Consider the following 21,317-nt stretch of genomic DNA (forward strand, 5'->3'; position numbering starts at 1 on the left):
ACAAATGCAATTGTGATTGCTCCTTAACATCTGGCAGGCATTCTTGCGCCTAAGCAAATATCAGTTGAGAGGCCGGATGTGCTCGCTGTGCTTGAACATCACTTGCGTCGAGAAAAAACCGCCGCAGTCGGATTTGCGTGCACAACCCTCGCACTGAGGCAGATACTCGTTCTTCCAGTCTGATATCGACTTGCGATATACCGGTTCGATATCCTTGTTCACTAAGCAGAGTTGGTGGTTGTAGACCGAGCAGTGCATGCCGTGGGCACGCAGCACACCAATGGCTTCCGATAAGGTGTCACGGTACGATTGTGGATCGGCCCACAGAATGTCCAAGTTAGCCCGGGTAAATCCGGTGATTTCTAGCCCCATGAGCGCGACATGGTCGACAAAGAGCAGGTTACGGGTAATGAACTCGCAGGTTTGCACCAGCCGGGGCAGCGTCTGCTGGTGCACTACCACCCGGATCTCGACCCGGACGCCGTGCCGCTTCAAATTCAGGATGCCCTGGATTGTCTCGTCAAACGCGCCTTGAGCTTGCACCACGTAGTCGTGTCGCACCGGGTCATCGGAATACACGGGAATACCAAGTTGCATGGCGGGATGCTTGACCCGTCCCAACTTGGCGGCGAACGCTTCGTTCTTAAAGCTTCGCCCGTTGGACAGGATGTCAAGCGAGGTATGAGGCAGCGCCAGCTTAGTCGCCTCCACCAGATCAATGAACCTTTCTCCGTACAGGGTCGGCTCGCCACCGCTGAAACCGATGTTTTCGGTATCCAACGGAATCATTCGCACCAGCTCGAATGCTTCATCCAGCAGCCAAGAATCATCGGCGCTTTTTGGTGGCTGACTACACATCAGGCACAGGTGGTTACAGCGTTCGGTCAACAAAATGGTGTTGTTCGGCGCCGCCTTTCGGAATACCGACGAAATCGACTCAGCAACGGGGTTGAGCCGCAGGATATCGCCCTCGTCTAGGTAGGCGTAGTCGCCTGGAAGCAGATAGACGTCGTGCAGTTCGCGGGCGGCCATCTCAACCGCCGCCAGTTCCGTCCCACTGCCACAGAAAAGCAAGGCCGCGAAGCGCACGCCTGTGCGCAGTTGCCCGACGAATTCCGGAGTTAGCCGGGCAAGGTCCATGCCCTTGAGTAATAGCGCCGTTTTTCTGCGAAGCGGCGTCGGCAGCTCCGGATTTCGGGTGATGTTGACTAGGCTTGGGTTGCAGCAGGTCGCGTTCACAACATCGACTTTTCCGCGGAGTTTCAGCATAAGTTAGCCCACCGGGTGAAAAGCTGGCGCACGAAAGGATCTTCCTCCATGCGCCGGATGAGGCCTTTGAAGATGTGCATATTGCGTTGGCAGAATTCGCTCTCGGGCTTGCGGCCGACGAAGTCCTTTTGCTGCCCCCAATGGAAAACCGGGTCGGCGCCACACCAGGGTTCGAAGGCACAGTCGTGACACATCGGCGCCGAGTAGGCGAAACTGTCGTCCAGCGCCTGCAGCAACATCTCATTGGTAAAGAGCTTTTCGAAGCTGTCGTTGACCGTTCCCAGTTTGAATGTGGTGTCACCCATTTCGGCCAGCATGCGGGCCTCGTCGCCGGCATAGACGGTTCCGTCATAGTTATAGACGACCCCTCCGATACCGATTCCCGCCGGCGACATGAGGTCGACATATCCGGGGTCTCGACTAGTCAGCATCTTGGCAAGAATGGTGGCGGAGTAGTACTCGAGGAACTCGACGCCCTGGCGATTGACCTCGATTATGTAGTCCAGTCCCTCATCGTAGAATTGCAGCCATCGCGCCGCGTCATAGGCGCGGTAAAACTTCGTCTTCATGGCGAAGCCATAGGGCGACAACGGCCGCAAGAAAATGCCGTGAAATTCCTGCTCAAGATATTCGTCGATGATTTCCTTCACGCGAGGCAAGCTCGCCGCAGTAGTCGTCATCAGCGCGCTGGCGGACGTTCGACCGAGTTTCTGGCGCACCTTGCGTATCCCAGCAATCGTGCGTTCGTAGGAGTCGCCACCCGGGCGCGGCCGGTTCTTGTTGTGCAGGTCGCGAGGGCCATCCAGCGAAGTAGAGATTCCGACGTCGTGCTCGCCGCAGAAGTCGAGCATTTCGTCGGTGATGACCGCCAGGTTCGTCGCTGCTACAAACGCTAAATCCTTCGGCACGGGCAGCTTGGAGTTTTCTTCTTTCGCCCGCAGCACGATGTACTTCATCAGATCGAAATTGAGGAATGACTCGCCGCCCTGGAACTCAAGCTTGATAGCGGGATTGGGCGAGTGCAGTGCTAGCGCTACCGCTTTGGTCGCATGTTCACGACTCATGTCGAAAGATTCCTTGTCCTCCGACTGTCTGGAGACTTGGCAATACGGGCACGCATGCTCGCAGCGCAAAGTCAGCACAAACATGTGCAAGCCAGTCCATTGGGACAAACGCTCGTGCCGGGTACGCACCTTGATGGCCAGAAGGTCAGCGGCCATTTTCGAATGCGCGTCCGTCAGGAAATGCCGTGCACGTAGGTCTACATATTGTGGGTCGGTCGCACCAAGCTTGCCCTCAACCAGTTTCTGCAATGGCTCGCGTTCAATGAGCTGGTATTCCCCGGCCAGATTGGTGGCGACATAGCGCGCGTCGTCCAGATGAGTGAACCGAAACGGCATGAGCTCGTACTGGGCCTGTTCTTCAGCCGGCTGACGGTTAAAGAAGGCAATCGGATGAAATCTGCTCATGGGGGTTCAGGCTGCCGGCGGAGAACCGTCCGGCGAAATCAGGCCGGTCTTTGAAAAGGCATGGGCCAAGATCAGGTTGCGCACACCTTCCGTCTGGGCACGTATTTGTTCTCGCAGTTGCTGGTCCAGTGCTTCATTGCGCAATTGCCTGGCTAGGTGCTCCAGACCACCCTCGGATTTGGCACTCAAGGGCAGCGCCGTCACTTGGATGACGTCCTGGCCATCATGGCCACGCACTTGAATCTCGAACGAAGCGAGGTTGGAAAAACGGTGGCACGCTTTTTGTACTGCCAGTAAAGAAAAGGCTTTCGAATCGAATTCAACCGATAGATGTGAATCCACCTGGGTCTCCTTGGTGAATTTGGCTGCTTGACAACCGAAATGGGGACGCAAACGGAAACGCCCCGGAAACCCGGGGCGTCGACTATGCTGCAAACGGCTTAGTAGCCAGAACGATGGCTGGAGTGACTGCCGTGGGAACCGTGTGAACCATGCGAAGCATGTGAGCCGTGATAGGCGAGCATCTGACCGGATTCAGAGAGTTTCATCATCAGCGAGTGCCGCTCGCCATCCTTGACATAGAAACTCTCATTGAGACCAACCTGCTTGGCCGGCGCTTGCGCGGAATTGACACCGTCCTCGACGGCCAACACGACTGTTGCCCCTGCCGGGCTGGACAATGCAGCTGCTGCTGTCATGACCGGAACCAAAAAACCAAATTTTTTCATGTACGCCCTCATTTTTGTTCGTTTTTCGTACTGAACCCCTCGGAGCATTATTCAGCATGCATTCGCGAATAGCAAGAAACGTGTGTTGTGCGAAGCACTATTCAAATAGTTCCCAAGGGAAATTCTCGAAGGAACTAATAGAAGCCGAGATTGTTGAATTGCACTCAAATCTGACCCATATTCTCAGAAGATCAACGAGAGATACTCAGTGCTGCATCTTCTGCGCGGAAGAAACTACCGCGCCCGCCAACACCCTCATCAACTCCTCAACATCCACCGGCTTCACAAAGTGATGATCAAACCCAGCCCTGCGACTGCTGTCCCGATCCTCTTGCTGACCGTAGCCTGTAATGGCGACCAACACCGCCGACGACGCACCAGGCAGTTTGCGTAGTTCGCGCGCCAGTTCGTTGCCGTTCATGTCGGGCAGGCCGATGTCGAGCAGGCAAATGTGCGGCAAGGACTCTTGCGCCGCAGCCAAGGCGTCGCGTGCGGTGTAATGCACGCTGACTTCGTAGCCGCCGGCTTCCATCAGCATGGCGAGGGTGTCGGCGGCGTCCTGGTTGTCGTCGACGACGAGGACGCGTAGTGAGCCCGATGCCGCGGCGTTGGCGACGACGCTTGCGGATGCGGCGGGCGCTTGGTCTGTCTGCCGATGCAGCGGCAGGCGGATGGTGAAGGTGCTGCCCTGCCCTAATCCATCGCTGTGCGCGGCGACGCTGCCGCCGTGGGAGCGCACCAGGCTCTCGACGATGGAGAGCCCCAGGCCGAGGCCGCCTTGCGAGCGGTCGGCGGAACGCTCGGCCTGGGCAAACAGGTCAAACACGTGATCCACCATGTCCTGCGTCATGCCGATACCGTTGTCGGCGATATGGACGGCGCCTTCGGTCTCGCCGACCTCGGAGGTGACGACGATTTTGCCGCCGTTGGGGGTGTACTTCACCGCGTTCTGCAGCACGTTGGCGAAGACCTGCACCAGGCGCTTGCGGTCGCCTTCGACGGTGAAGGGGTCGGCGGCGAGCTTGAGCTCCAGCTCGTGCTGCCTGGCGCGCAGCATGGGGTCGACCTGTTCGGCGGCGTCGGCCAGGATCTGGTTCACGGAGATCAGTTCGCGATCCAGCGTGATCAGGCCGCGGGTGACGCGGGCGACGTCGAGCAGGTCGTCGATCAGGCTGGTCATGTGCTTGACCTGGCGCGCGATGATCTGGCTGGTGCTGCGGACCTTGTCCGGGTTCTCGGCGCTCAGGCTGAGCAACTGGGCCGCAGCGCCGATCGGGGCCAAGGGGTTGCGCAGTTCGTGGCCGAGCATGGCGAGGAATTCATCCTTGCGGCGATCGGCTTCGAACACTTCGTACTGGCGCTCGCGCGCGCGCACGGCGCCGCGTGCGGCGCTGATCAGGGTCGAGGGACGGATCGGGCTTTCCAGCAGCGTGAGGTTGCGCAGGCGCTGGTAGGCGTCGTTGTTCCAGTGGCTGTCGTTGGCCACGCGCGTGAGCACCAGCACGGGCAGGTCCGACCAGGTGGGTTGCCGGGCGATGAACTCTTCCAGCGCGGCGCAGCGTCCGCGGATGACCACGTCTTCCACCGTCAGCAGCGCGCCGGCGCCGACGGCCAGCTCGCGCACGACCTCGTCGATGTTCTTGCAGATGAAGCTCTCCAGACCGGCCCGTTGCAACACGCCAGCCGACAGCTCCGCATCACGCCCGAAGGGGGCGCAGATCAAGACCCGTTGTCCCTGCGTCTCGCTCCTGGCCATCACTGGGTGTCCGGGGCGAGAGGCGCGGTGAGCTTGGGCACCCCGGTCAGGATGCCGTGGAACTGCTTGAGCACCGGGCCGATCTGCACGCCGCGGGAGGAGATCGTCATGCGACGGATGGTGCGCTCGTGCTGGCTGCCGCGTTTCTTGAACACCGACAGCGCCTGCTGGACCTCGCCCAGGGATTCGAAGTAGCGCAGCAGCAGCACGTTGTCGGCGAGGTAGGTCGCATCCACCGCGGTGGACATGCTGTTGCCCAGCATGCCCTGCTGCACGCCGACCAGGATGGTGACCACGCCGCGCTGGCCGAGGTAGGTCAGCAGCTCGTGCATGTGGATGGAGAGCAGCTTCTCGTTGGGCATCGATTGCAGGAAGCCGTTGAGGCTGTCGATCACCACCACCTTGGCGCCTGCGTCGGCCGAACGGCACACCAGGTAGACGAACTCGCCCGGCGTCAGCTGGGCGGGGTCGATCTGCTGCACGTTCATCTTGCCTTCACGGGTGCCTGCCCGCAGCGAGAAGCCCAGGCTGTCGGCGCGGTTGAGCAGGTTGGAGGTCGACTCTTCAAACAGGAACAGCGAGGACTTCAGGCCCTGCTTCAGACAGGAGTCGATGAACTGCGCCGCCAGCGTCGACTTGCCGGCGCCCGGCGGCCCGGCGATCAGCGTGCTGCTGCCCTCCTCGATGCCGCCGCCCAGCATCTGGTCGAGCTCGTCAATGCCGCTGGAGAATTGCACCGGGGTCAGGTTCTCGCGCGTTTCCGCCGCCACCAGGCGCGGGAACACGACCAGCCCGCCGTACTGGATCCGGTAGTCATGCAGGCCTTCGCGGAAGGCGATGCCGCGGTACTTGACGATCTCCAGCCGGCGCCGCGTGCCGCCGTAGTCGGTGGCCATGCGCTCCAGCGAGATCACGCCGTGTGCGATGCTGCGCACCTGCAGGTCGCCGTCGCTGGCGGTGCGGTCGTCGAGGAACAAGGCGGTGCAGGCGCGGCTGGCGAAGAACTGCTTGAAGGCCAGCACTTGGCGGCGATACACCAGCGGATTGGAGGCCAGCAGCTGCAGCTCGGACAGCGAATCCAGCACTACGCGGGACGGTTTCAGTCGCTCGACGATGGCCAGGATCTCGCGCGTGGTAGTGCCCATTTCCACATCGCTGGGGGCGAAGATGCTGTATTGCTCTTCGGGGTTCAGGATGCTCTCGGAGGGCAGTACCTCGTGGATTCTGACGCCGTCCAGCGACCAGCCGTGCGCCATGGCGACGGCCGTGAGCTCAACCGCAGTCTCGGATAGCGTGATGTAGAGCACCGGCTCGCCCAGGCGCGCGCCCTCCATCAGGAACTGCAGGGCCAGCGTGGTCTTGCCGGCGCCGGGCGAGCCCTCTACCAGGAACAGGCGGTCGCGCGTGAAGCCGCCGCGCAGCACATCGTCGAGCCCGGCCACGCCGGTGGAAAGGAAGGTGTTGCTGTCGGGATTCTGGGGGATGGTCATGCGCTGGGCTCCGCTGGTTGTGCGGCGCAAAAAAAATCTTCACGCCATGGGCTTGCCGATGAGATCAACATTCTGTCAGAACGTTCTGCTGCCATTATAGGGGCGGCGCGCATCCTACTTCCTCTGCATCAATTTCCCGCGGGGATTGCGCCGCCCAGGTCGCAAAGCGCGACCACCCGGCTTTTTCCCCTGCTTCTTCGGCTTTGCTCCGGTTTTCCGTGCCCGTATATTGGGGGCGGGACTGCCGGCCCGACTGGAGGGCGCGCCGGTTTCCCCGCCTGCGCATCCGGGCGTTTGCACGATACGGGGGTATCCATGCGCAATCTCAGCATCAGAAAGACCATGATCCTGTTTCTGGTCTTCATGGCAGTGCTGTACGCGGCAACACTGTGGGGCGTTGAACAGATGCTGCGCGCGCAGCACCAGTTGAGCGCCACTTACCAGTCGCGCCACCAATCCTTCCTGCTGGCCGACGAGCTGCGCAATTCCTCGACCATGCTGACCCAGGCCGCGCGCACTTACGTGGTCACCGGCGACAGCGCCTTCGAAAAGCAATACTGGGACGTGTTGGCCATCCGCCAGGGCAACAAGCCGCGTCCGCAACACTACGAACGCATCTACTGGGACTTTGTCGCCGCCGGCCTGCCCAAGCCCTCGCCCGATGGTCCCGCCGTGCCGCTGCTGGAGCTGATGAAGCAAGCCGGCTTCAGCCGCCAGGAGCTGGCCAAGCTGAGCGAAGCCCAAGACAAGTCCGACGCGCTGGTGGATACCGAGCGCATCGCCATGCATGCGCTCAGGGGCGAGTTCTACGACAGCCGCGGCGGCTTTACCTTCAAGGGTCCGCCCGACGCGGCCATGGCGCGCACGCTGATGTTCGGCCCGCGCTACTACCAGGACGTGGCCGCCATCATGAAGCCGATCAATGAATTCCTGGTGCTGCTGGACCATCGCACCGGCCGCACCGTGGCCGAGGCCGAGGACGCCAGCCGCGCGGCGCACCGCAATGCGATTGCGCTGGTGGCGGTTTCCTTCGTGGCATCGGCGCTGGTGCTGTGGCTGATCTACCGCCATCTGATCCGCCAGCTGGGCGGCGAACCGGCGCAAGCCAAGGAAATCGTGCGCCGCATCGCGGGCGGCGACCTGGCTCTGGACATCCCGCTGCGACGCGGCGACCGCGCCAGCCTGCTGGGCGCCATGCGGCAGATGCGCGAGCGGCTGGCCGGCGTGATCGGCCACGTCAGCGAAGGCGCACAGATGCTGGCGCGCGCATCGGGTACCGTCAGCGCCGCTGCGCAGTCGCTGTCGTCGGCCACCAGCGAGCAGGCCGCCACCATCGAAGAGACCAGCACCGCGGTCAGTCGCATGGCGTCGTCGATCTCGGCCAATCACCAGAACGCGCTGAAGACCGACGACATCGCCGGACGCGCCGCGCAGGAGGCAGGCACGGGCGAACAGGTGGTGGGCGAAGCGATCGCCACCATGCACCAGATCGGCCAGAAGATCGCGATGATCGACGACATCGCCTACCGCACCAACCTGCTGGCGTTGAACGCCGCCATTGAGGCCTCGCACAGCGGCGTGCACGGACGCGGCTTCGGCGTGGTGGCCGTTGAAGTGCGCAAGCTGGCCGAACGCTGCCGGCAGGCGGCGCAAGACATCGAGGCCGCCACTGCCGGCTGCGTAGCGCAGGCCGACCGGATCTCGGAACTGCTGGGCGACGTGATCCCCGGTATACGCCAGACTTCGGCGCTGGTGCGCGGCATCTCCAGCGCCTCCGAAGACCAGGCCCTGGGCGCGCGCGAGATCGACGCCGCCATGCTGCAGCAGAGCCAGGCCACGCAGATCAACGCTGCCAGTTCGGAGGAACTGGCAGCCACCTCCGAGGAAATGAAGCGGCAGGCCGATCGCCTGCTGGAAGCCATTGCCTACTTCCGGCTGGATCCGGACCAGGAGGGTTCAGCTCAGCGGCAAGCGCCGTCATCCGGGTACGAAAACGCCGACACGTGTTTGGAAAGCCGTCCGACTGATTGATGCGCGTGCAAGGTCTAGCATGGGTTCAACGGCTCGCAACCGCGAGGCGCTGCCCTTACAAAGGAGACCTATATGTCATCGCAAGCGACGTTGAAATTCCTCGGTACGGCCATTGTGGCCGCTGCATTCAGCACCGGCGCCATGGCGCAGGCCACCAGCTCGCCGCCGACCAAGGACGGATCGACACCGACCTCCGGCGCCATGTCCAACAGCGACAGCCAGTCATCCGGCAAGACCATGAGGAAACACAAGGCAGAGAAGGATCACGGCATGAAGGCCAATCCTAACGCCAAGGACATGAAGGACGGCCCCTTGGGCACCTCGCCTGGCGGCGGCAATAGCGGCACCTCGGGTGGCGCTGCCGGCGGCGCAGGCGCAGCCGGTGGTGCGGGCGCAGGCGGCGGTTCCGGTGGCGGCCAGTAAGCCGCCGGTGCTACCTGTCCTGCCTCTCGCCCGGGCCGGTGGCTTGTGGCGATCCATGATGGCTTGAATTGCTTGAGCGAGGCATGGCGCAGCCTCCGTGTGAAACCCGCCATGCCTGATTGCCCCGTCCCGGCGACGGGGCTTTTTTTCGTCCGGTCCCGGCGCGAGGTTACAATTCCCGGCACCACGGCGACCCTGCCGGACCCTCTGCCAAGGCCTCATGACCGATCACCTGGAAATCTTTTATCGACTCCTCATCGCCATGCTAATCGGCTGCGTCATCGGCATCGACCGCAACCTGCGCGGCAAGCCTACCGGCATGAAGACGCTGGGGCTGGTGGCCCTCGGTTCCGCGCTGGCGACCATGGCCAGCATGAACTTCGCACTCACGCCGGACGGCTACAGTCATGACGCGGTCAGCCGCGCGATCCAAGGCGTGATCACAGGCATCGGCTTTCTGGGAGCCGGCGTCATCATCCACGAGCAGGCCACCGAAAAGGTACGCGGGTTGACCACTGCAGCCTCGATCTGGGTCACCGCCGCCGTGGGCATCGTGTGCGGCGTGGGCTGGTGGCGCGTGGCGCTGATGGCGACCGCGCTGATCCTGATTCTCTTTACCGTGGGACGCAAGATCGAGAACTCCCTGCATCGCCGCTGGCTGCACAAGAGTGACGGCGAGCGCGCCGACATCAGCTCGCGCGAAGAAGATTGATCGCCCGGCCTGCCCCATGAAGACGCTGCTCCTCTATTTCTGCACTGCGCTGGCCGAGATCGTCGGCTGCTATTTGCCTTATCTGTGGCTCAAGCAGGATCGCTCCGCCTGGCTACTGATCCCGGCCGCCGCCAGCCTGGCGCTGTTCGCCTGGCTGCTGACGCTGCACGACGCCGCGTCCGGCCGTGTCTATGCTGCCTACGGCGGGGTCTATATCGCCGTGGCCATCGGCTGGCTGTGGCTGGTGGACGGCGTGCGCCCTACGGCCTGGGATGCGGCCGGCGTTGTGGTGGCGCTGGCCGGCATGGGCATCATCGCCTTCCAGCCGCGCTGACACCATCTCACCCAGAACGTACGGGCCGGCGACCGGTCCTGTGCGCAACGACTTGCCTTTCCGGCAAGAAATCTTCCTCTCCATCCCGTTTCGGTGCGCCGCCGCGCTGGTGCAATGCGCTGCACCATCTGCGCGCAGCGTGCACTGCAATACATCATGCGGTGATATATACCAGGTGCATCGCCGAGCTCCGCGCCGCGCTTCCTTAGCCCCTCTTCCCTCTGACAACCCGCGCCAGCCAAGGGATTGACGCTTATCCCCGTCGCTGGCACGGGCTTTGCTCATACGAGATCAGGATCAAAGGCGATCCCAACAATTTCTGATGCCGATCTAACGATGGATCTGCAGCGCACAAGGACAATGGCGTCCGCTTGACCCGGGTTAATGCCCGGAATCGAGCGGGCGCCTTTTTGCTTTTTAGGAACCGGAACATGAGCAAAGCAAACCGTATCGCGTTGTTTTCGCTGCGCACCCCGCAGATGCGCGCCTTCCATCTGACCTGGATGGCTTTCTTCATCTGCTTCTTCGCCTGGTTCGCCTGCGCGCCGCTGATGCCGGTGATCAAGGGCGAGTTCAACCTCTCCGCCGGGCAGATCGCCAACATCAACATCGCCGCCGTGGCCGTGACCATCCTGGTGCGCCTGATCATCGGCCCCATGTGCGACCGCTTCGGCCCGCGCAAGACCTACACCGGCCTGCTGCTGGCCGGCGCCGTACCGGTGATCGGCGTGGCCTTCGCGCAGAGTTATGAGAGCTTCCTGTTCTTCCGCCTGCTGATCGGCGCGGTCGGCGCCAGCTTCGTGATCACCCAGTACCACACCTCGGTGATGTTCGCCCCCAACGTGGTCGGTACCGCCAACGCGGCCACCGCCGGCTGGGGCAATGCCGGCGGCGGCGTGGCGCAAGGCCTGATGCCGTTGCTGATGGCGGCGCTGATCATGCTCGGCGTGTCGCATGGCTGGGGCTGGCGCGTGGCGCTGATGGTGCCGGGCGTGCTGATGATCGTCATGGCAGCCGTCTACTGGCGCTTCACCCAGGACTGCCCTGAAGGCAACTTCGCCGAACTGCGCGCAGCAGGCATTTCCATCGAAAGCGGTAAAAAAGGCGGCTGGGCCAGTTTCAAGGCGGCCGCCGCCAACTACCGCGTGTGGATGCTCTTCATCACCTACGGCGCCTGCTTCGGCGTGGAGATCTTCATCCACAACATCGCCGCCATCTATTACGTCGACCACTTCGGCCTGTCGTTGGAGTCGGCCGGTATCGCCGCCGCCAGCTTCGGCCTGCTGGCGCTGTTCGCCCGCGCGCTGGGCGGCTTCATCTCCGACAAGGCGGCCCTGTCCGGCGGCCTGAATCGCCGCGCCACCCTGCTGTTCGTGCTGATGCTGGGCGAAGGCCTGGGCCTGCTGTGGTTCGCCCACGCCGGCAGCGTGGCGGCCGCGGTGATGGCGATGCTGTGCTTCGGCTTGTTCACCCACATGGCCTGCGGCGCCACCTATGCGCTGGTGCCCTTCATCGACCGCCGCGCGCTGGGCGGGGTGGCCGGCATCATCGGCGCCGGCGGCAACGTGGGCGCGGTGCTGGCGGGCTTCCTGATGAAGGGCCTGGGCAACACCCAGCAGACCCTGTCGGCACTGGGCGTGCTGGTCACCATCTCGGCGCTGTGCGCGGTGGCGGTGCGCTTCACGACATCGGACAAGAGCGACGAACCCGTCCTCGCAGACAACCAAGCAGCGGCCTGAGGAGGAACCCGGCATGAGCACCATGAACATCATCGTCATCGGCCACGGCATGGTCGGCCACAAATTCCTGGAATGCCTGGCTGAGAGCGGCGCAGCCAATCTCAAGGTCACCATCCTGTGCGAAGAGCCGCGCCCGGCCTACGACCGCGTGCACCTGTCCGAATTTTTCTCGGGCAAGAGCGCAGCCGACCTGTCGCTGGTGGCGCCTGGCTTCTTCGATGCCGGCAAGAGCGCCGTCGAGTTCGACCTCAAGCTCAACGCCAAGGCACAGCACATCGACTGCGCGGCAAAGACCGTGCTGGTCAACGTGGAGGGCGTCGAACAAACGCTGGCCTACGACAAGCTGATCCTGGCCACCGGCTCTTACCCCTTCGTGCCGACCGTGGCCGGCAACCAGCGCCGCGACTGCTTCGTCTACCGCACCATCGAAGACCTGGAGGCGATGCTGGAATGCGGCAACCGCGCCAGGACCGGCGTGGTGATCGGCGGCGGCCTGCTGGGCCTGGAATGCGCCAAGGCGCTGCGCGACATGAAGCTCGACACCCACGTGGTGGAGTTCGCCCCGCGCCTGATGGCGGTGCAGATCGACGAGAGCGGCGGCCGCATCCTGCGCCAGAAAATGAGTGATCTGGGCGTGACCGCCCACACGCAAAAGAACACGGTCGAGATCGTCGACGGCAAGACCCACACCCACCGCATGAACTTCGAGGACGGCTCGCACCTGGAGACCGACATGATCGTGTTCTCCGCCGGCATCCGTCCGCGCGACGAGCTGGCCCGCGACGCCGGCCTGAAGGTGGGCGAGCGCGGCGGCATCGTGATCGACAACAGCTGCCTGACGTCGGACGCCAGCGTGTACGCCGTGGGTGAATGCGCGCTGTGGAACGGCAAGATCTTCGGCCTGGTGGCGCCCGGCTACGACATGGCGCGCACCGCGGCCAAACACCTGCTGGCGCACCTGGACGACGCGCTGGAAGTGCCGGCCTTCAACGGCGCCGACATGAGTACCAAGTTGAAGCTGATGGGCGTGGACGTGGCCAGCATCGGCGACGCGCACGGCAAGGAAGCCGGCAGCCGCTCCTTCCAGTTCACCGACGAACGCCGCCAGATCTACAAGAAGATCGTGGTCTCCGAATCCGGCAAGCATCTGCTGGGCGCGGTGATGGTGGGCGACGCCGCCGAATACGGCACGCTGCTGCAGATGATGTTGAACAAGATCGAGCTGCCGGAGTCGCCGGAATTCCTGATCCTGCCGCAGTCCGACGGCAAGGCAAAGCCGGGCCTGGGCGTGGATGCGCTGCCGGAGTCGGCGCAGATCTGCAGCTGCAACAACGTCTCCAAGGGCCAGCTGTGCGCGGCGGTGGCCTCGGGCGTGACCACCATCGGCGAGCTGAAGTCCTGCACCAAGGCGGGTACTGCCTGCGGCGGCTGCGTGCCGCTGGTGACGCAGGTGATGAAGGCCGAGATGAAGAAGCAAGGCCTGGCCGTGAACAACCACGTGTGCGAACACTTCCCCTACTCGCGCCAGGAAATCCACCACCTGGTGCGCGTGGGCCAGATCAAGAGCTTCGACGAACTGCTGGGCAAACATGGCAAGGGACTCGGCTGCGACATCTGCAAACCAATGGCGGCCAACGTGCTGGCGTCGCTGTGGAACGACTTCGTGCTGAAGAAGGAACACGCCGGCCTGCAGGATTCGAACGACTACTTCCTCGGCAACATCCAGAAGGACGGCACCTACTCGGTGGTGCCGCGCATGGCCGGCGGCGAAGTGACGCCGGACGGTCTGATCGCGGTGGGCCAGATCGCCAAGAAGTACGGCCTCTACACCAAGATCACCGGCGGCCAGCGCGTGGACCTGTTCGGCGCGCGCGTGGATCAGCTGCCCGACATCTGGGAAGAACTGATCGCCGCCGGCTTCGAAACCGGCCACGCCTACGGCAAGTCGCTGCGCACGGTGAAGTCCTGCGTGGGCTCGACCTGGTGCCGCTACGGCGTGGGCGACAGCGTCGGCTTCGCGGTGCGCCTGGAGAACCGCTACAAGGGTCTGCGCTCGCCGCACAAGATCAAGTTCGGCGTGTCCGGCTGCACCCGCGAATGCGCCGAGGCGCAGGGCAAGGACGTCGGCATCATCGCCACCGACAAGGGCTGGAACCTGTACGTCTGCGGCAACGGCGGCATGAAGCCGCGCCACGCCGAGCTGATCGCCTCCGACCTCGACGAAGCCACCCTGACCCGCTACGTCGACCGCTTCCTGATGTTCTACGTGCGCACCGCCGACCGCCTGCAACGCACCAGCACCTGGCGCGAAAACCTGGAAGGCGGCATCGAGTACCTGAAGAGCGTGGTGATCGACGACAAGCTGGGCATCGCCGACGAGCTGGAAACGGAAATGCAGCGCGTGGTCGACACCTACGAATGCGAATGGAAGAAGGCCGTAACCGATCCGGAAACCCGCAAGCGCTTCCGCCACTTCGTCAACAGCAAGGCCGCCGACGGCAACATCAGGTTCGTGGAAGAACGCGGCCAGATCCGCCCGGCCACGCTTGCCGAGAAGAAGCTGCTGGAAATTCCGGTGGTGGCGGAGGCCGTATGACGGGCTTGAATCGAAAAATCTGTCATTCCTGCGAAAGCAGGAACCCAGCGTCGTTTGCAGTGATTCACCGGCTGCTGAACGACACTGGATCCCAGCTTTCGCAGGGATGACCGCTGGGTGGCAAGCAATACAGCTATATGTTCAAGCCACCTACTTCCTGTCGTTCCTGCGAAAGCAGGAACCCAGCGTCGTTTGTAGCGATTCACCGGCCGCTGAACGACACCGGATCCCTGCTTTCGCAGGGATGACGGAGATGGGGCGATGGGACGTACACCGCATGCAAGTGAGCAAGGCACGACAAATCTTCGGCGTTGACCGGATGCAGGAAACAAGGAGCAAGCAATGCACAGCGACCAACAAATCAAGCACTGGACCCCGGTCTGCGATCTGCAGGACATCGTCCCCAACACCGGCGTGTGCGCCCTGATCGAGGGCCAGCAGGTGGCGGTGTTTCATGTAATCGACAGCAACACCGCGGGCAATGAAGCACGCGTGTTCGCCATCGGCAACTACGACCCGAACTCGGAAGCCTCGGTGCTCTCGCGCGGCCTGGTCGGCAACCTGGGCGAGCGCATCGTGGTGGCCTCGCCGATCTACAAGCAGCACTTCGACCTGCAGACCGGCAAATGCCTGGAAGAGCCCGCCAACTCGGTCACCGCCTGGCCGGCGCGCATCGCCGACGGCAAGGTCTGGATCGGCGGCTGACATGAACGCTGCGGCCGACTCCACTGCAAAACCGTCGCTGGTCGTCATCGGCAACGGCATGGCCGGCATGCGCACGGTCGAGGAATTGCTGAAGCTGGCGCCGGCGCTGTACGACATCACCGTGTTCGGCGCCGAGCCGCACGGCAACTACAACCGCATCATGCTCTCGCCGGTGCTGGCGGGCGACAAGAGCATCGCCGACATCATGCTTAACACCCGCGAGTGGTATGCCGAGAACGGCATTACGCTGCATGCCGGCGACCCGGTCGAGAAGATCGATCGCCGCCGTCGCACCGTGACCTCCAAAGGCGGCATCGAGGTGAAGTACGACCGCCTGCTGCTGGCCACCGGCTCCACCCCGTTCATCATTCCGGTACCGGGCCATGAACTGCCGGGCGTGATCGCGTTCCGTGACATCCAGGACGTGGACGCCATGCTGGAGGCCGCTCGCAAGCATCGCCATGCGGTGGTGATCGGCGGCGGCCTGCTCGGACTGGAAGCCGCCAACGGCTTGATGCGCCAGGGCATGGAGGTGACCGTGGTGCACGTCTCCGACACGCTGATGAACCAGCAGTTGGACAAACCCGCGGCGGCCTTGCTGAAGAAAGCGCTGGAAGCCAAGGGCCTGCGCTTTTTGCTCAGCGCCAATACTGCCGAGATCGTCGGCCCGGACCGGGTCAGCGCGGTGCGCTTCACCGACGGCTCCGAGATCCCTGCCGACCTGGTGGTGATGACCGCCGGCGTGCGCCCCAATATCGCGCTGGCCAAATCGGCGGGCCTGCATTGCGAACGCGCCATCATCGTTGACGATACGCTGCAGACCTATGACCCGCGCATCTACGCGGTGGGCGAATGCGTGCAACACCGCCGCGCCACCTTCGGCCTGGTGGCGCCGATCTGGGATCAGGCGCGGGTGGCCGGGGCGCATCTGGCCGGCGCCGGCCATCGTCGTTACGTGCAGCAAGCCACGGCCACCAAGCTGAAAGTGACTGGCGTGGACCTCTACTCCGCCGGCGACTTCATCGGCGCCGAAGATACCGAAGACCTGGTCGTGCGCGATCCGCGACGCGGCGTCTACAAGCGCCTGGTATTGCGCGGCAACCGCCTGGTGGGCGCGGTGCTGTACGGCGACGTCAAGGATGGCCCGTGGTACTTCGACCTGATCCAGAGCGGACGCGACATTTCCGCCTTCCGCCGCGAGCTGCCGTTCGGCGAAGCGATGTGCAAGAAGGCAGCCTGAGCGCTGCGCCAGAGGCTGCATAAAGGAACCCTACGTGAATTTATCCCAGACCCCGATCGCGATTGCCGTCGCCACCACCCAGACCACCTGCCCTTATTGCGGCGTGGGCTGCGGCGTGTCGGCATCGATGAAGGACGATGGCAGCATCGCCGTCAAGGGCGATGCGCTGCACCCGGCCAACAAGGGCCGGCTGTGCGTGAAGGGCTCGGCGCTGGGCGAGACGGTCGACCTCGACGGCCGCCTGCTCTACCCCAAGATGCGCGACGCGCAAGGCAACCTGCAACGCGTGGAATGGGACCAAGCGCTGGAGACAGTGGCCTCGAAGTTCTCGGCCATCATCGCCGAGCACGGCCCGGATGCGGTGGCGCTGTACGTCTCCGGCCAGCTGTTGACCGAGGACTATTACATCGCCAACAAGCTGATGAAGGGTTACATCGGCAGCGCCAACATCGATACCAATTCGCGGCTATGCATGTCGTCGGCTGTGGCCGGCCACAAGCGCGCCTTCGGCGAAGACCTGGTGCCGGTCTGCTATGAAGACCTGGAGCTGGCCGACATGGTGGTGCTGGTGGGCTCCAACGCTGCGTGGTGCCACCCCATCCTGTTCCAGCGCATTTCCAAACTGAAGGAGACGCGCCCGCATACCAAACTGGTGGTGATCGACCCGCGCCGCACCGCCACCTGCGAGCTGGCCGACCTGCACCTGCCGGTCAAGGCCGGTACCGACGTCTGGCTGTTCAACGGCTTGTTAAGTTACCTGGCGCATCGCGGCCGGCGCGACAACGCCTTCATCGAAACGCACACCAACGGCTTCCACGAGGCGCTGGCCGTAGCCGACGCCGACTGCGCCGACCCGGCCGCGGTGGCGCGCATCTGCAAGGTCGAGCTGCAGGATCTGCTGGCCTTCTATGAAGCCTTTGCCGAAACCGAGAAAGTGGTCACCGGCTTCTCGATGGGCGTGAACCAGTCCTCGGCCGGCACCGACAAGGTCAACAGCATCATCAACTGCCACCTGGTCACGGGCCGCATCGGCAAACCCGGCATGGGCCCGTTCTCCATCACCGGCCAGCCCAACGCCATGGGCGGCCGTGAAGTCGGCGGCCTGGCCAACATGCTGGCCGCGCACATGGATCTGGACAACGCTGTGCACCGCGACATCGTGCAGGGCTTCTGGCAGGCGCCGCGCATCGCCGACAAGGTCGGCCTGAAGGCGGTCGACCTGTTCCGCGAGATTGAATCCGGCAAGGTCAAGGCAGTGTGGGTGATGGCGACCAATCCCATGGTCAGCCTGCCGGACGCCGACCTGGTGCAGCGCGCGCTGCAGAAGTGCGAGCTGGTGGTGTCGTCCGACGTGATCGAAAAGACCGACACCAATGCCTTCGCCCACGTGCTGCTGCCGGCCCTGGCCTGGGGCGAGAAGGACGGCACGGTGACCAATTCCGAGCGCCGCATTTCGCGTCAGCGCTCTTTCCTTTCAGCGCCCGGCGAGGCGCGCGGCGACTGGCGCATCATCTGCGACGTGGCGCAGCGCATGGGCTTTGACGGCTTCGACTTCAACGGCCCGCACGAGATCTTCGACGAGCATGCGCGCCTGTCCACTCATCGCAATGGCGAGGCCGACGCCGGCAAGGCGCGCCGCGTGTTCAACCTGGCCGGCCTGACCGGCATGGACAAGCGCGGCTACGACGCCCTGCAGCCGATCCAGTGGCCGGTACAGCGCCTGTCCGACGGCAGCGTCGCGGGCAGCCCGCGCGTGCTGGAAGACCTGCGTTTCGCTCACGCCGACGGCCGCGCCCGCTTCGTGCCGACCGCGCCGCGCAGCCCCGCCCATCTGGCCTGCGAAGACTATCCGCTGATCCTCAACACCGGCCGCGTACGCGACCATTGGCACACCATGACGCGCACCGGCAAGTCGGCCACGCTGGCCAGCCACATCCCGGAATCTTTCATCGACATCCACCCGCAGGACGCGCTGCTATACGGCGTGCGCGAAGGCGGCCTGGCGCGCGTGTCCAGCCGCTGGGGCGCGATGGTAGCGCGCGTGCAGCACGGCGGCGGCATCCCGCGCGGCAGCGTGTTCGTGCCGATCCACTGGAACAACCAGTCGGCCTCGGACGCGCGCGTGGGCGCGCTGGTGAACCCGGTGGTCGACCCGGTCTCGGGCGAGCCGGAGTTCAAGCACACGCCGGTGATGATCGAGGAATTCCGTGTCTCCTGGCACGGCTTCATCCTCACCCGCCACGACCTGGCGCTGGATCAGATCACGCACTGGACGCGCGTGCAGGGCCGCGACTTCACCCGCTACGAGCTGGCCGGCCGCAGCAACATCACCGACCACACCGGCTGGGCGCGCACGCTGCTGGGCGTGCAAGATCCGGACGCCGACTGGCTGGAATACGAAGACCTGAGCGATGGAAGCTACCGCGCCGTGCACGTGGTGGATGACCGCATCGACATGTGCCTCTTCATGTCGGCGCGCCCCGACCTGCCTTCGCGCTCCTGGCTGGCCGGCCTGTTCGCCAAGGACAAGCTGGAAGACGCCGACCGCGTCGGCCTGCTGGTGGGCCAACCGATCGAGAAAGGCGCCGACGCCGGGCCGACCGTGTGCTCATGCTTCGGCGTGGGCCGCAACACCATCTGTGGCGCGATCCGTGAGAAGGGCTTGAAGGAAGTCAGCGAAGTCACGGCCTGCCTCAAGGCCGGCGGCAATTGCGGCTCGTGCGTGCCGGAGATCAAGAAGCTGCTGGTGGAAATCAGGGTGGCGGAGACGGTTTGATTTCAGCAAGGGCAAAGGCCGGTTCTTCCCCCGGCGAAAATAAATCCTCGGCAAGGTTGACCCGAATCCCGTATCGGGCTATTATCTCGCCTCTCGGAGTGTAGCGCAGCCCGGTAGCGCACCTGGTTTGGGACCAGGGGGTCCAAGGTTCGAATCCTTGTACTCCGACCACACATGAAAACGGGCTGTCGATGACAGCCCGTTTTTCTTTTCCGGAATCGTTTTTCGTTCTTGCGGTTCAACGCAGCAATGGAAAGCGGCTTCCAACTCTGCCCTTAGCTCAACCGGATAGAGCAACGGCCTTCTAAGCCGTAGGTTAGGGGTTCGATTCCCTTAGGGCAGGCCACTCCCTCCAAGGCTTTGCGCCTGATTCGCGTATTCTCTGTTGCCCCATTTCAATTTATTGTCCAAAATTTGTCCAAATCATTGGACTGAATAGGAGCATTGAATGGCGTCGTTTCGTAAGCGCGGTGAGCTGCAATGGCAGGCTCGTGTCGCTCGCAAAGGTTTTCCTCCACAAGTAAAAACGTTCAATACCAAATCTGAAGCAGAAGCTTGGGCAGCGGTGATTGAGTCATCAATGGCACGCGGCATGTTTGTCTCAAGCTCCGAATCAGAGCGCACCACCCTAAACGAAGCCTTGATACGCTATCAAAACGAAATTACCGCTAAAAAGAAAGGTGCTCAGGCCGAGCAAAACCGTATCAAACAATTTCAGCGACACACTCTGGCCAAAAGAACCTTGGCCAGCATCCGTAGCAGCGATATCGCATCCTATCGTGACGCTCGCCTGCAAACTGTATCGGCTCAGAGTGCACTCCATGAAATCAATCTGATCTCTCACTGTGATGTTGCATCGAATACTGACCCGGAATTTGCATCGGATCTTGACCCTCATGAATTTCTATTATTGTGCAGTTGGCCGGTTATTTGATTTTCCTTTTTTGATGTCACGCGTCGAACTATTTTTAAAACGATAGCTGTCATTGCCAGTTTCGACTATGTGGCAGTGATGAGTAAGTCTATCTAGAAGTGCGGTCGTCATCTTAGGGTCGGCGAATACCGATCCCCACTCTCCAAAACCCAAATTAGTAGTGATAACTAGGCTGGTTCGCTCATAGAGCTTACTAATGAGGTGGAATAGTAAAGCACCACCAGCTTGACTAAAGGGAAGATAGCCCAGTTCATCTAATATCACCAAATCGGTATAAAGAAGGCGGTTCGCGAGATGACCAGGGCGGCCTTGCTGTTTCTCCTGCTCAAGAAGATTGACGAGCTCAATCGTGGAGAAGTATCTAACTCTCGCATCATGATGTTCTATTGCCTGAATGCCGAGAGCACTTGCAAGATGAGTCTTTCCGGTTCCTGGACCACCAACGAAAACGATGTTTTGCCGTGGCTCCAAAAAATTGCAGGTATGGAGTTTTCGGATTAATGCTTCATTAACTTCGCTGACACTAAAATCGAAACCGTTCAGGTCTCGGTAAGCTGGAAACTTAGCTATCTTCATTTGGTAAGCCAGCGACCGAACTTCTCGTTCAGAAATTTCTGCCTTGACCAAATCCGCAAGAAAAGGAAGTGCAGCGTGGAATGCGGGAGACTCTTGCGACGCCAAATCTGCAATGGCATGTGCCATTCCTCGTAGCTTGAGAATACGAAACATCTCCAAAATTGCCTCAGGCTGCGTCGACATGATCATCCTCCTTCGTTCTCAAGGTATCGTATCTTCCAACGTCGGCTGCAGGCTCTATACATAGTTGTAGTGCTTGTGGCGCAGTAATCTTCGGGGCTGGAGTTTCATCCAAGAGGCGACTAAGAACGTTAAGCACGATTTGCTTCGAGGGCGCCCCGCTTGCCAACGCCGTTTCAACAGCGGATAAAACAGCTTTCTCATCGTGGAACATAACCAAGGCCAGGATCTCCACCATTTCTCGATCTCCTCCCGGCCTTTTAAGCAAAATTGTTTGCATTTTGTTGATTTGCTCGCAGAATTGACCCTCTCCAATTGACCCACCTTCCACTGCCTTCCAAAGGCAGCCACACGGTCGT

17 protein-coding genes, 2 tRNA genes and 1 pseudogene are annotated in these 21,317 nt (G+C 62.3%); 12 read left to right on the forward strand and 8 right to left on the reverse strand.

The window, feature by feature from the left end:
- Positions 1-60 precede the first annotated feature (60 nt).
- From hxsC to J8I26_RS15660, 6 genes are all read right to left on the reverse strand, one after another.
- Entirely contained in the window at positions 61-1,269 is a 1,209-nt protein-coding gene (hxsC, locus tag J8I26_RS15635; RefSeq protein WP_245200350.1) for a His-Xaa-Ser system radical SAM maturase HxsC, read from the reverse strand.
- Positions 1,263-2,738: a His-Xaa-Ser system radical SAM maturase HxsB gene (hxsB, locus tag J8I26_RS15640; RefSeq protein WP_209608027.1), complete on the reverse strand. Its 1,476-nt coding sequence runs from the start codon at positions 2,736-2,738 to the stop codon at positions 1,263-1,265. The genes hxsC and hxsB overlap by 7 nt, the downstream gene beginning before the upstream one ends.
- A gap of 6 nt (positions 2,739-2,744) precedes the next feature.
- The gene (gene hxsD / locus J8I26_RS15645; protein WP_209608028.1) at positions 2,745-3,080 is read right to left on the reverse strand and encodes a His-Xaa-Ser system protein HxsD; all 336 of its coding nucleotides are present in this window, start codon (positions 3,078-3,080) and stop codon (positions 2,745-2,747) included.
- A gap of 98 nt (positions 3,081-3,178) precedes the next feature.
- Positions 3,179-3,466 carry a His-Xaa-Ser repeat protein HxsA2 gene (hxsA2, locus tag J8I26_RS15650; protein WP_209608029.1) on the reverse strand — a complete coding sequence of 96 codons (288 nt, stop codon included), beginning with the start codon at positions 3,464-3,466 and terminating at the stop codon, positions 3,179-3,181.
- A gap of 205 nt (positions 3,467-3,671) precedes the next feature.
- Positions 3,672-5,189: an ATP-binding protein gene (locus J8I26_RS15655; protein WP_245200352.1), complete on the reverse strand. Its 1,518-nt coding sequence runs from the start codon at positions 5,187-5,189 to the stop codon at positions 3,672-3,674.
- A 32-nt stretch (positions 5,190-5,221) separates the two neighbouring features.
- Complete coding sequence (locus J8I26_RS15660) at positions 5,222-6,712, reverse strand: ATPase domain-containing protein (protein ID WP_209608031.1); 1,491 nt, start codon at positions 6,710-6,712, stop codon at positions 5,222-5,224.
- A 315-nt stretch (positions 6,713-7,027) separates the two neighbouring features.
- Here J8I26_RS15660 and J8I26_RS15665 point away from each other — a divergent pair, with 315 nt between their 5' ends.
- The 12 genes from J8I26_RS15665 (at position 7,028) to J8I26_RS15720 (ending at position 20,202) form a co-directional block, all read left to right on the forward strand.
- Positions 7,028-8,743, forward strand: coding sequence for a methyl-accepting chemotaxis protein (locus J8I26_RS15665; RefSeq protein ID WP_209608032.1), 1,716 nt, complete (start codon positions 7,028-7,030; stop codon positions 8,741-8,743).
- 72 nt (positions 8,744-8,815) lie between these two features.
- Complete coding sequence (locus tag J8I26_RS15670) at positions 8,816-9,166, forward strand: hypothetical protein (RefSeq protein ID WP_209608033.1); 351 nt, start codon at positions 8,816-8,818, stop codon at positions 9,164-9,166.
- 220 nt (positions 9,167-9,386) lie between these two features.
- The gene (locus J8I26_RS15675) at positions 9,387-9,878 is read left to right on the forward strand and encodes an MgtC/SapB family protein (RefSeq protein WP_209608034.1); all 492 of its coding nucleotides are present in this window, start codon (positions 9,387-9,389) and stop codon (positions 9,876-9,878) included.
- A 16-nt stretch (positions 9,879-9,894) separates the two neighbouring features.
- Positions 9,895-10,212 carry a YnfA family protein gene (locus J8I26_RS15680; RefSeq protein ID WP_209608035.1) on the forward strand — a complete coding sequence of 106 codons (318 nt, stop codon included), beginning with the start codon at positions 9,895-9,897 and terminating at the stop codon, positions 10,210-10,212.
- Positions 10,213-10,643: 431 nt separating this feature from the next.
- A complete protein-coding gene (locus J8I26_RS15685) occupies positions 10,644-11,951 on the forward strand; it encodes an MFS transporter (protein WP_209608036.1) in 1,308 nt (435 codons plus the stop codon).
- Between the two features lie 22 nt (positions 11,952-11,973).
- Positions 11,974-14,547 carry a nitrite reductase large subunit NirB gene (nirB, locus tag J8I26_RS15690; protein ID WP_280868813.1) on the forward strand — a complete coding sequence of 858 codons (2,574 nt, stop codon included), beginning with the start codon at positions 11,974-11,976 and terminating at the stop codon, positions 14,545-14,547.
- Positions 14,548-14,889: 342 nt separating this feature from the next.
- The gene (nirD, locus tag J8I26_RS15695) at positions 14,890-15,252 is read left to right on the forward strand and encodes a nitrite reductase small subunit NirD (RefSeq protein ID WP_209608038.1); all 363 of its coding nucleotides are present in this window, start codon (positions 14,890-14,892) and stop codon (positions 15,250-15,252) included.
- 1 nt (position 15,253) lies between these two features.
- Complete coding sequence (locus tag J8I26_RS15700) at positions 15,254-16,492, forward strand: FAD-dependent oxidoreductase (RefSeq protein WP_209608039.1); 1,239 nt, start codon at positions 15,254-15,256, stop codon at positions 16,490-16,492.
- A 34-nt stretch (positions 16,493-16,526) separates the two neighbouring features.
- Entirely contained in the window at positions 16,527-19,268 is a 2,742-nt protein-coding gene (locus J8I26_RS15705; RefSeq protein WP_209608040.1) for a nitrate reductase, read from the forward strand.
- A 94-nt stretch (positions 19,269-19,362) separates the two neighbouring features.
- Positions 19,363-19,439, forward strand: a tRNA-Pro gene (locus tag J8I26_RS15710).
- Between the two features lie 98 nt (positions 19,440-19,537).
- A tRNA-Arg gene (locus J8I26_RS15715) sits at positions 19,538-19,614 on the forward strand.
- 102 nt (positions 19,615-19,716) lie between these two features.
- Positions 19,717-20,202 carry a hypothetical protein gene (locus J8I26_RS15720; protein ID WP_209608041.1) on the forward strand — a complete coding sequence of 162 codons (486 nt, stop codon included), beginning with the start codon at positions 19,717-19,719 and terminating at the stop codon, positions 20,200-20,202.
- Here J8I26_RS15720 and istB read toward each other — a convergent pair.
- Both istB and J8I26_RS15730 read right to left on the reverse strand, forming a co-directional pair.
- A complete protein-coding gene (istB, locus tag J8I26_RS15725) occupies positions 20,176-20,961 on the reverse strand; it encodes an IS21-like element helper ATPase IstB (RefSeq protein WP_209608042.1) in 786 nt (261 codons plus the stop codon). The genes J8I26_RS15720 and istB overlap by 27 nt on opposite strands.
- Positions 20,945-21,317 (reverse strand): annotated as a pseudogene (locus tag J8I26_RS15730) (hypothetical protein); the annotation flags it as partial. The gene istB and the pseudogene J8I26_RS15730, both read right to left, overlap by 17 nt.

Source organism: Herbaspirillum sp. LeCh32-8 (assembly GCF_017814915.1).
Taxonomy (GTDB): Bacteria; Pseudomonadota; Gammaproteobacteria; order Burkholderiales; family Burkholderiaceae_D; genus Herbaspirillum.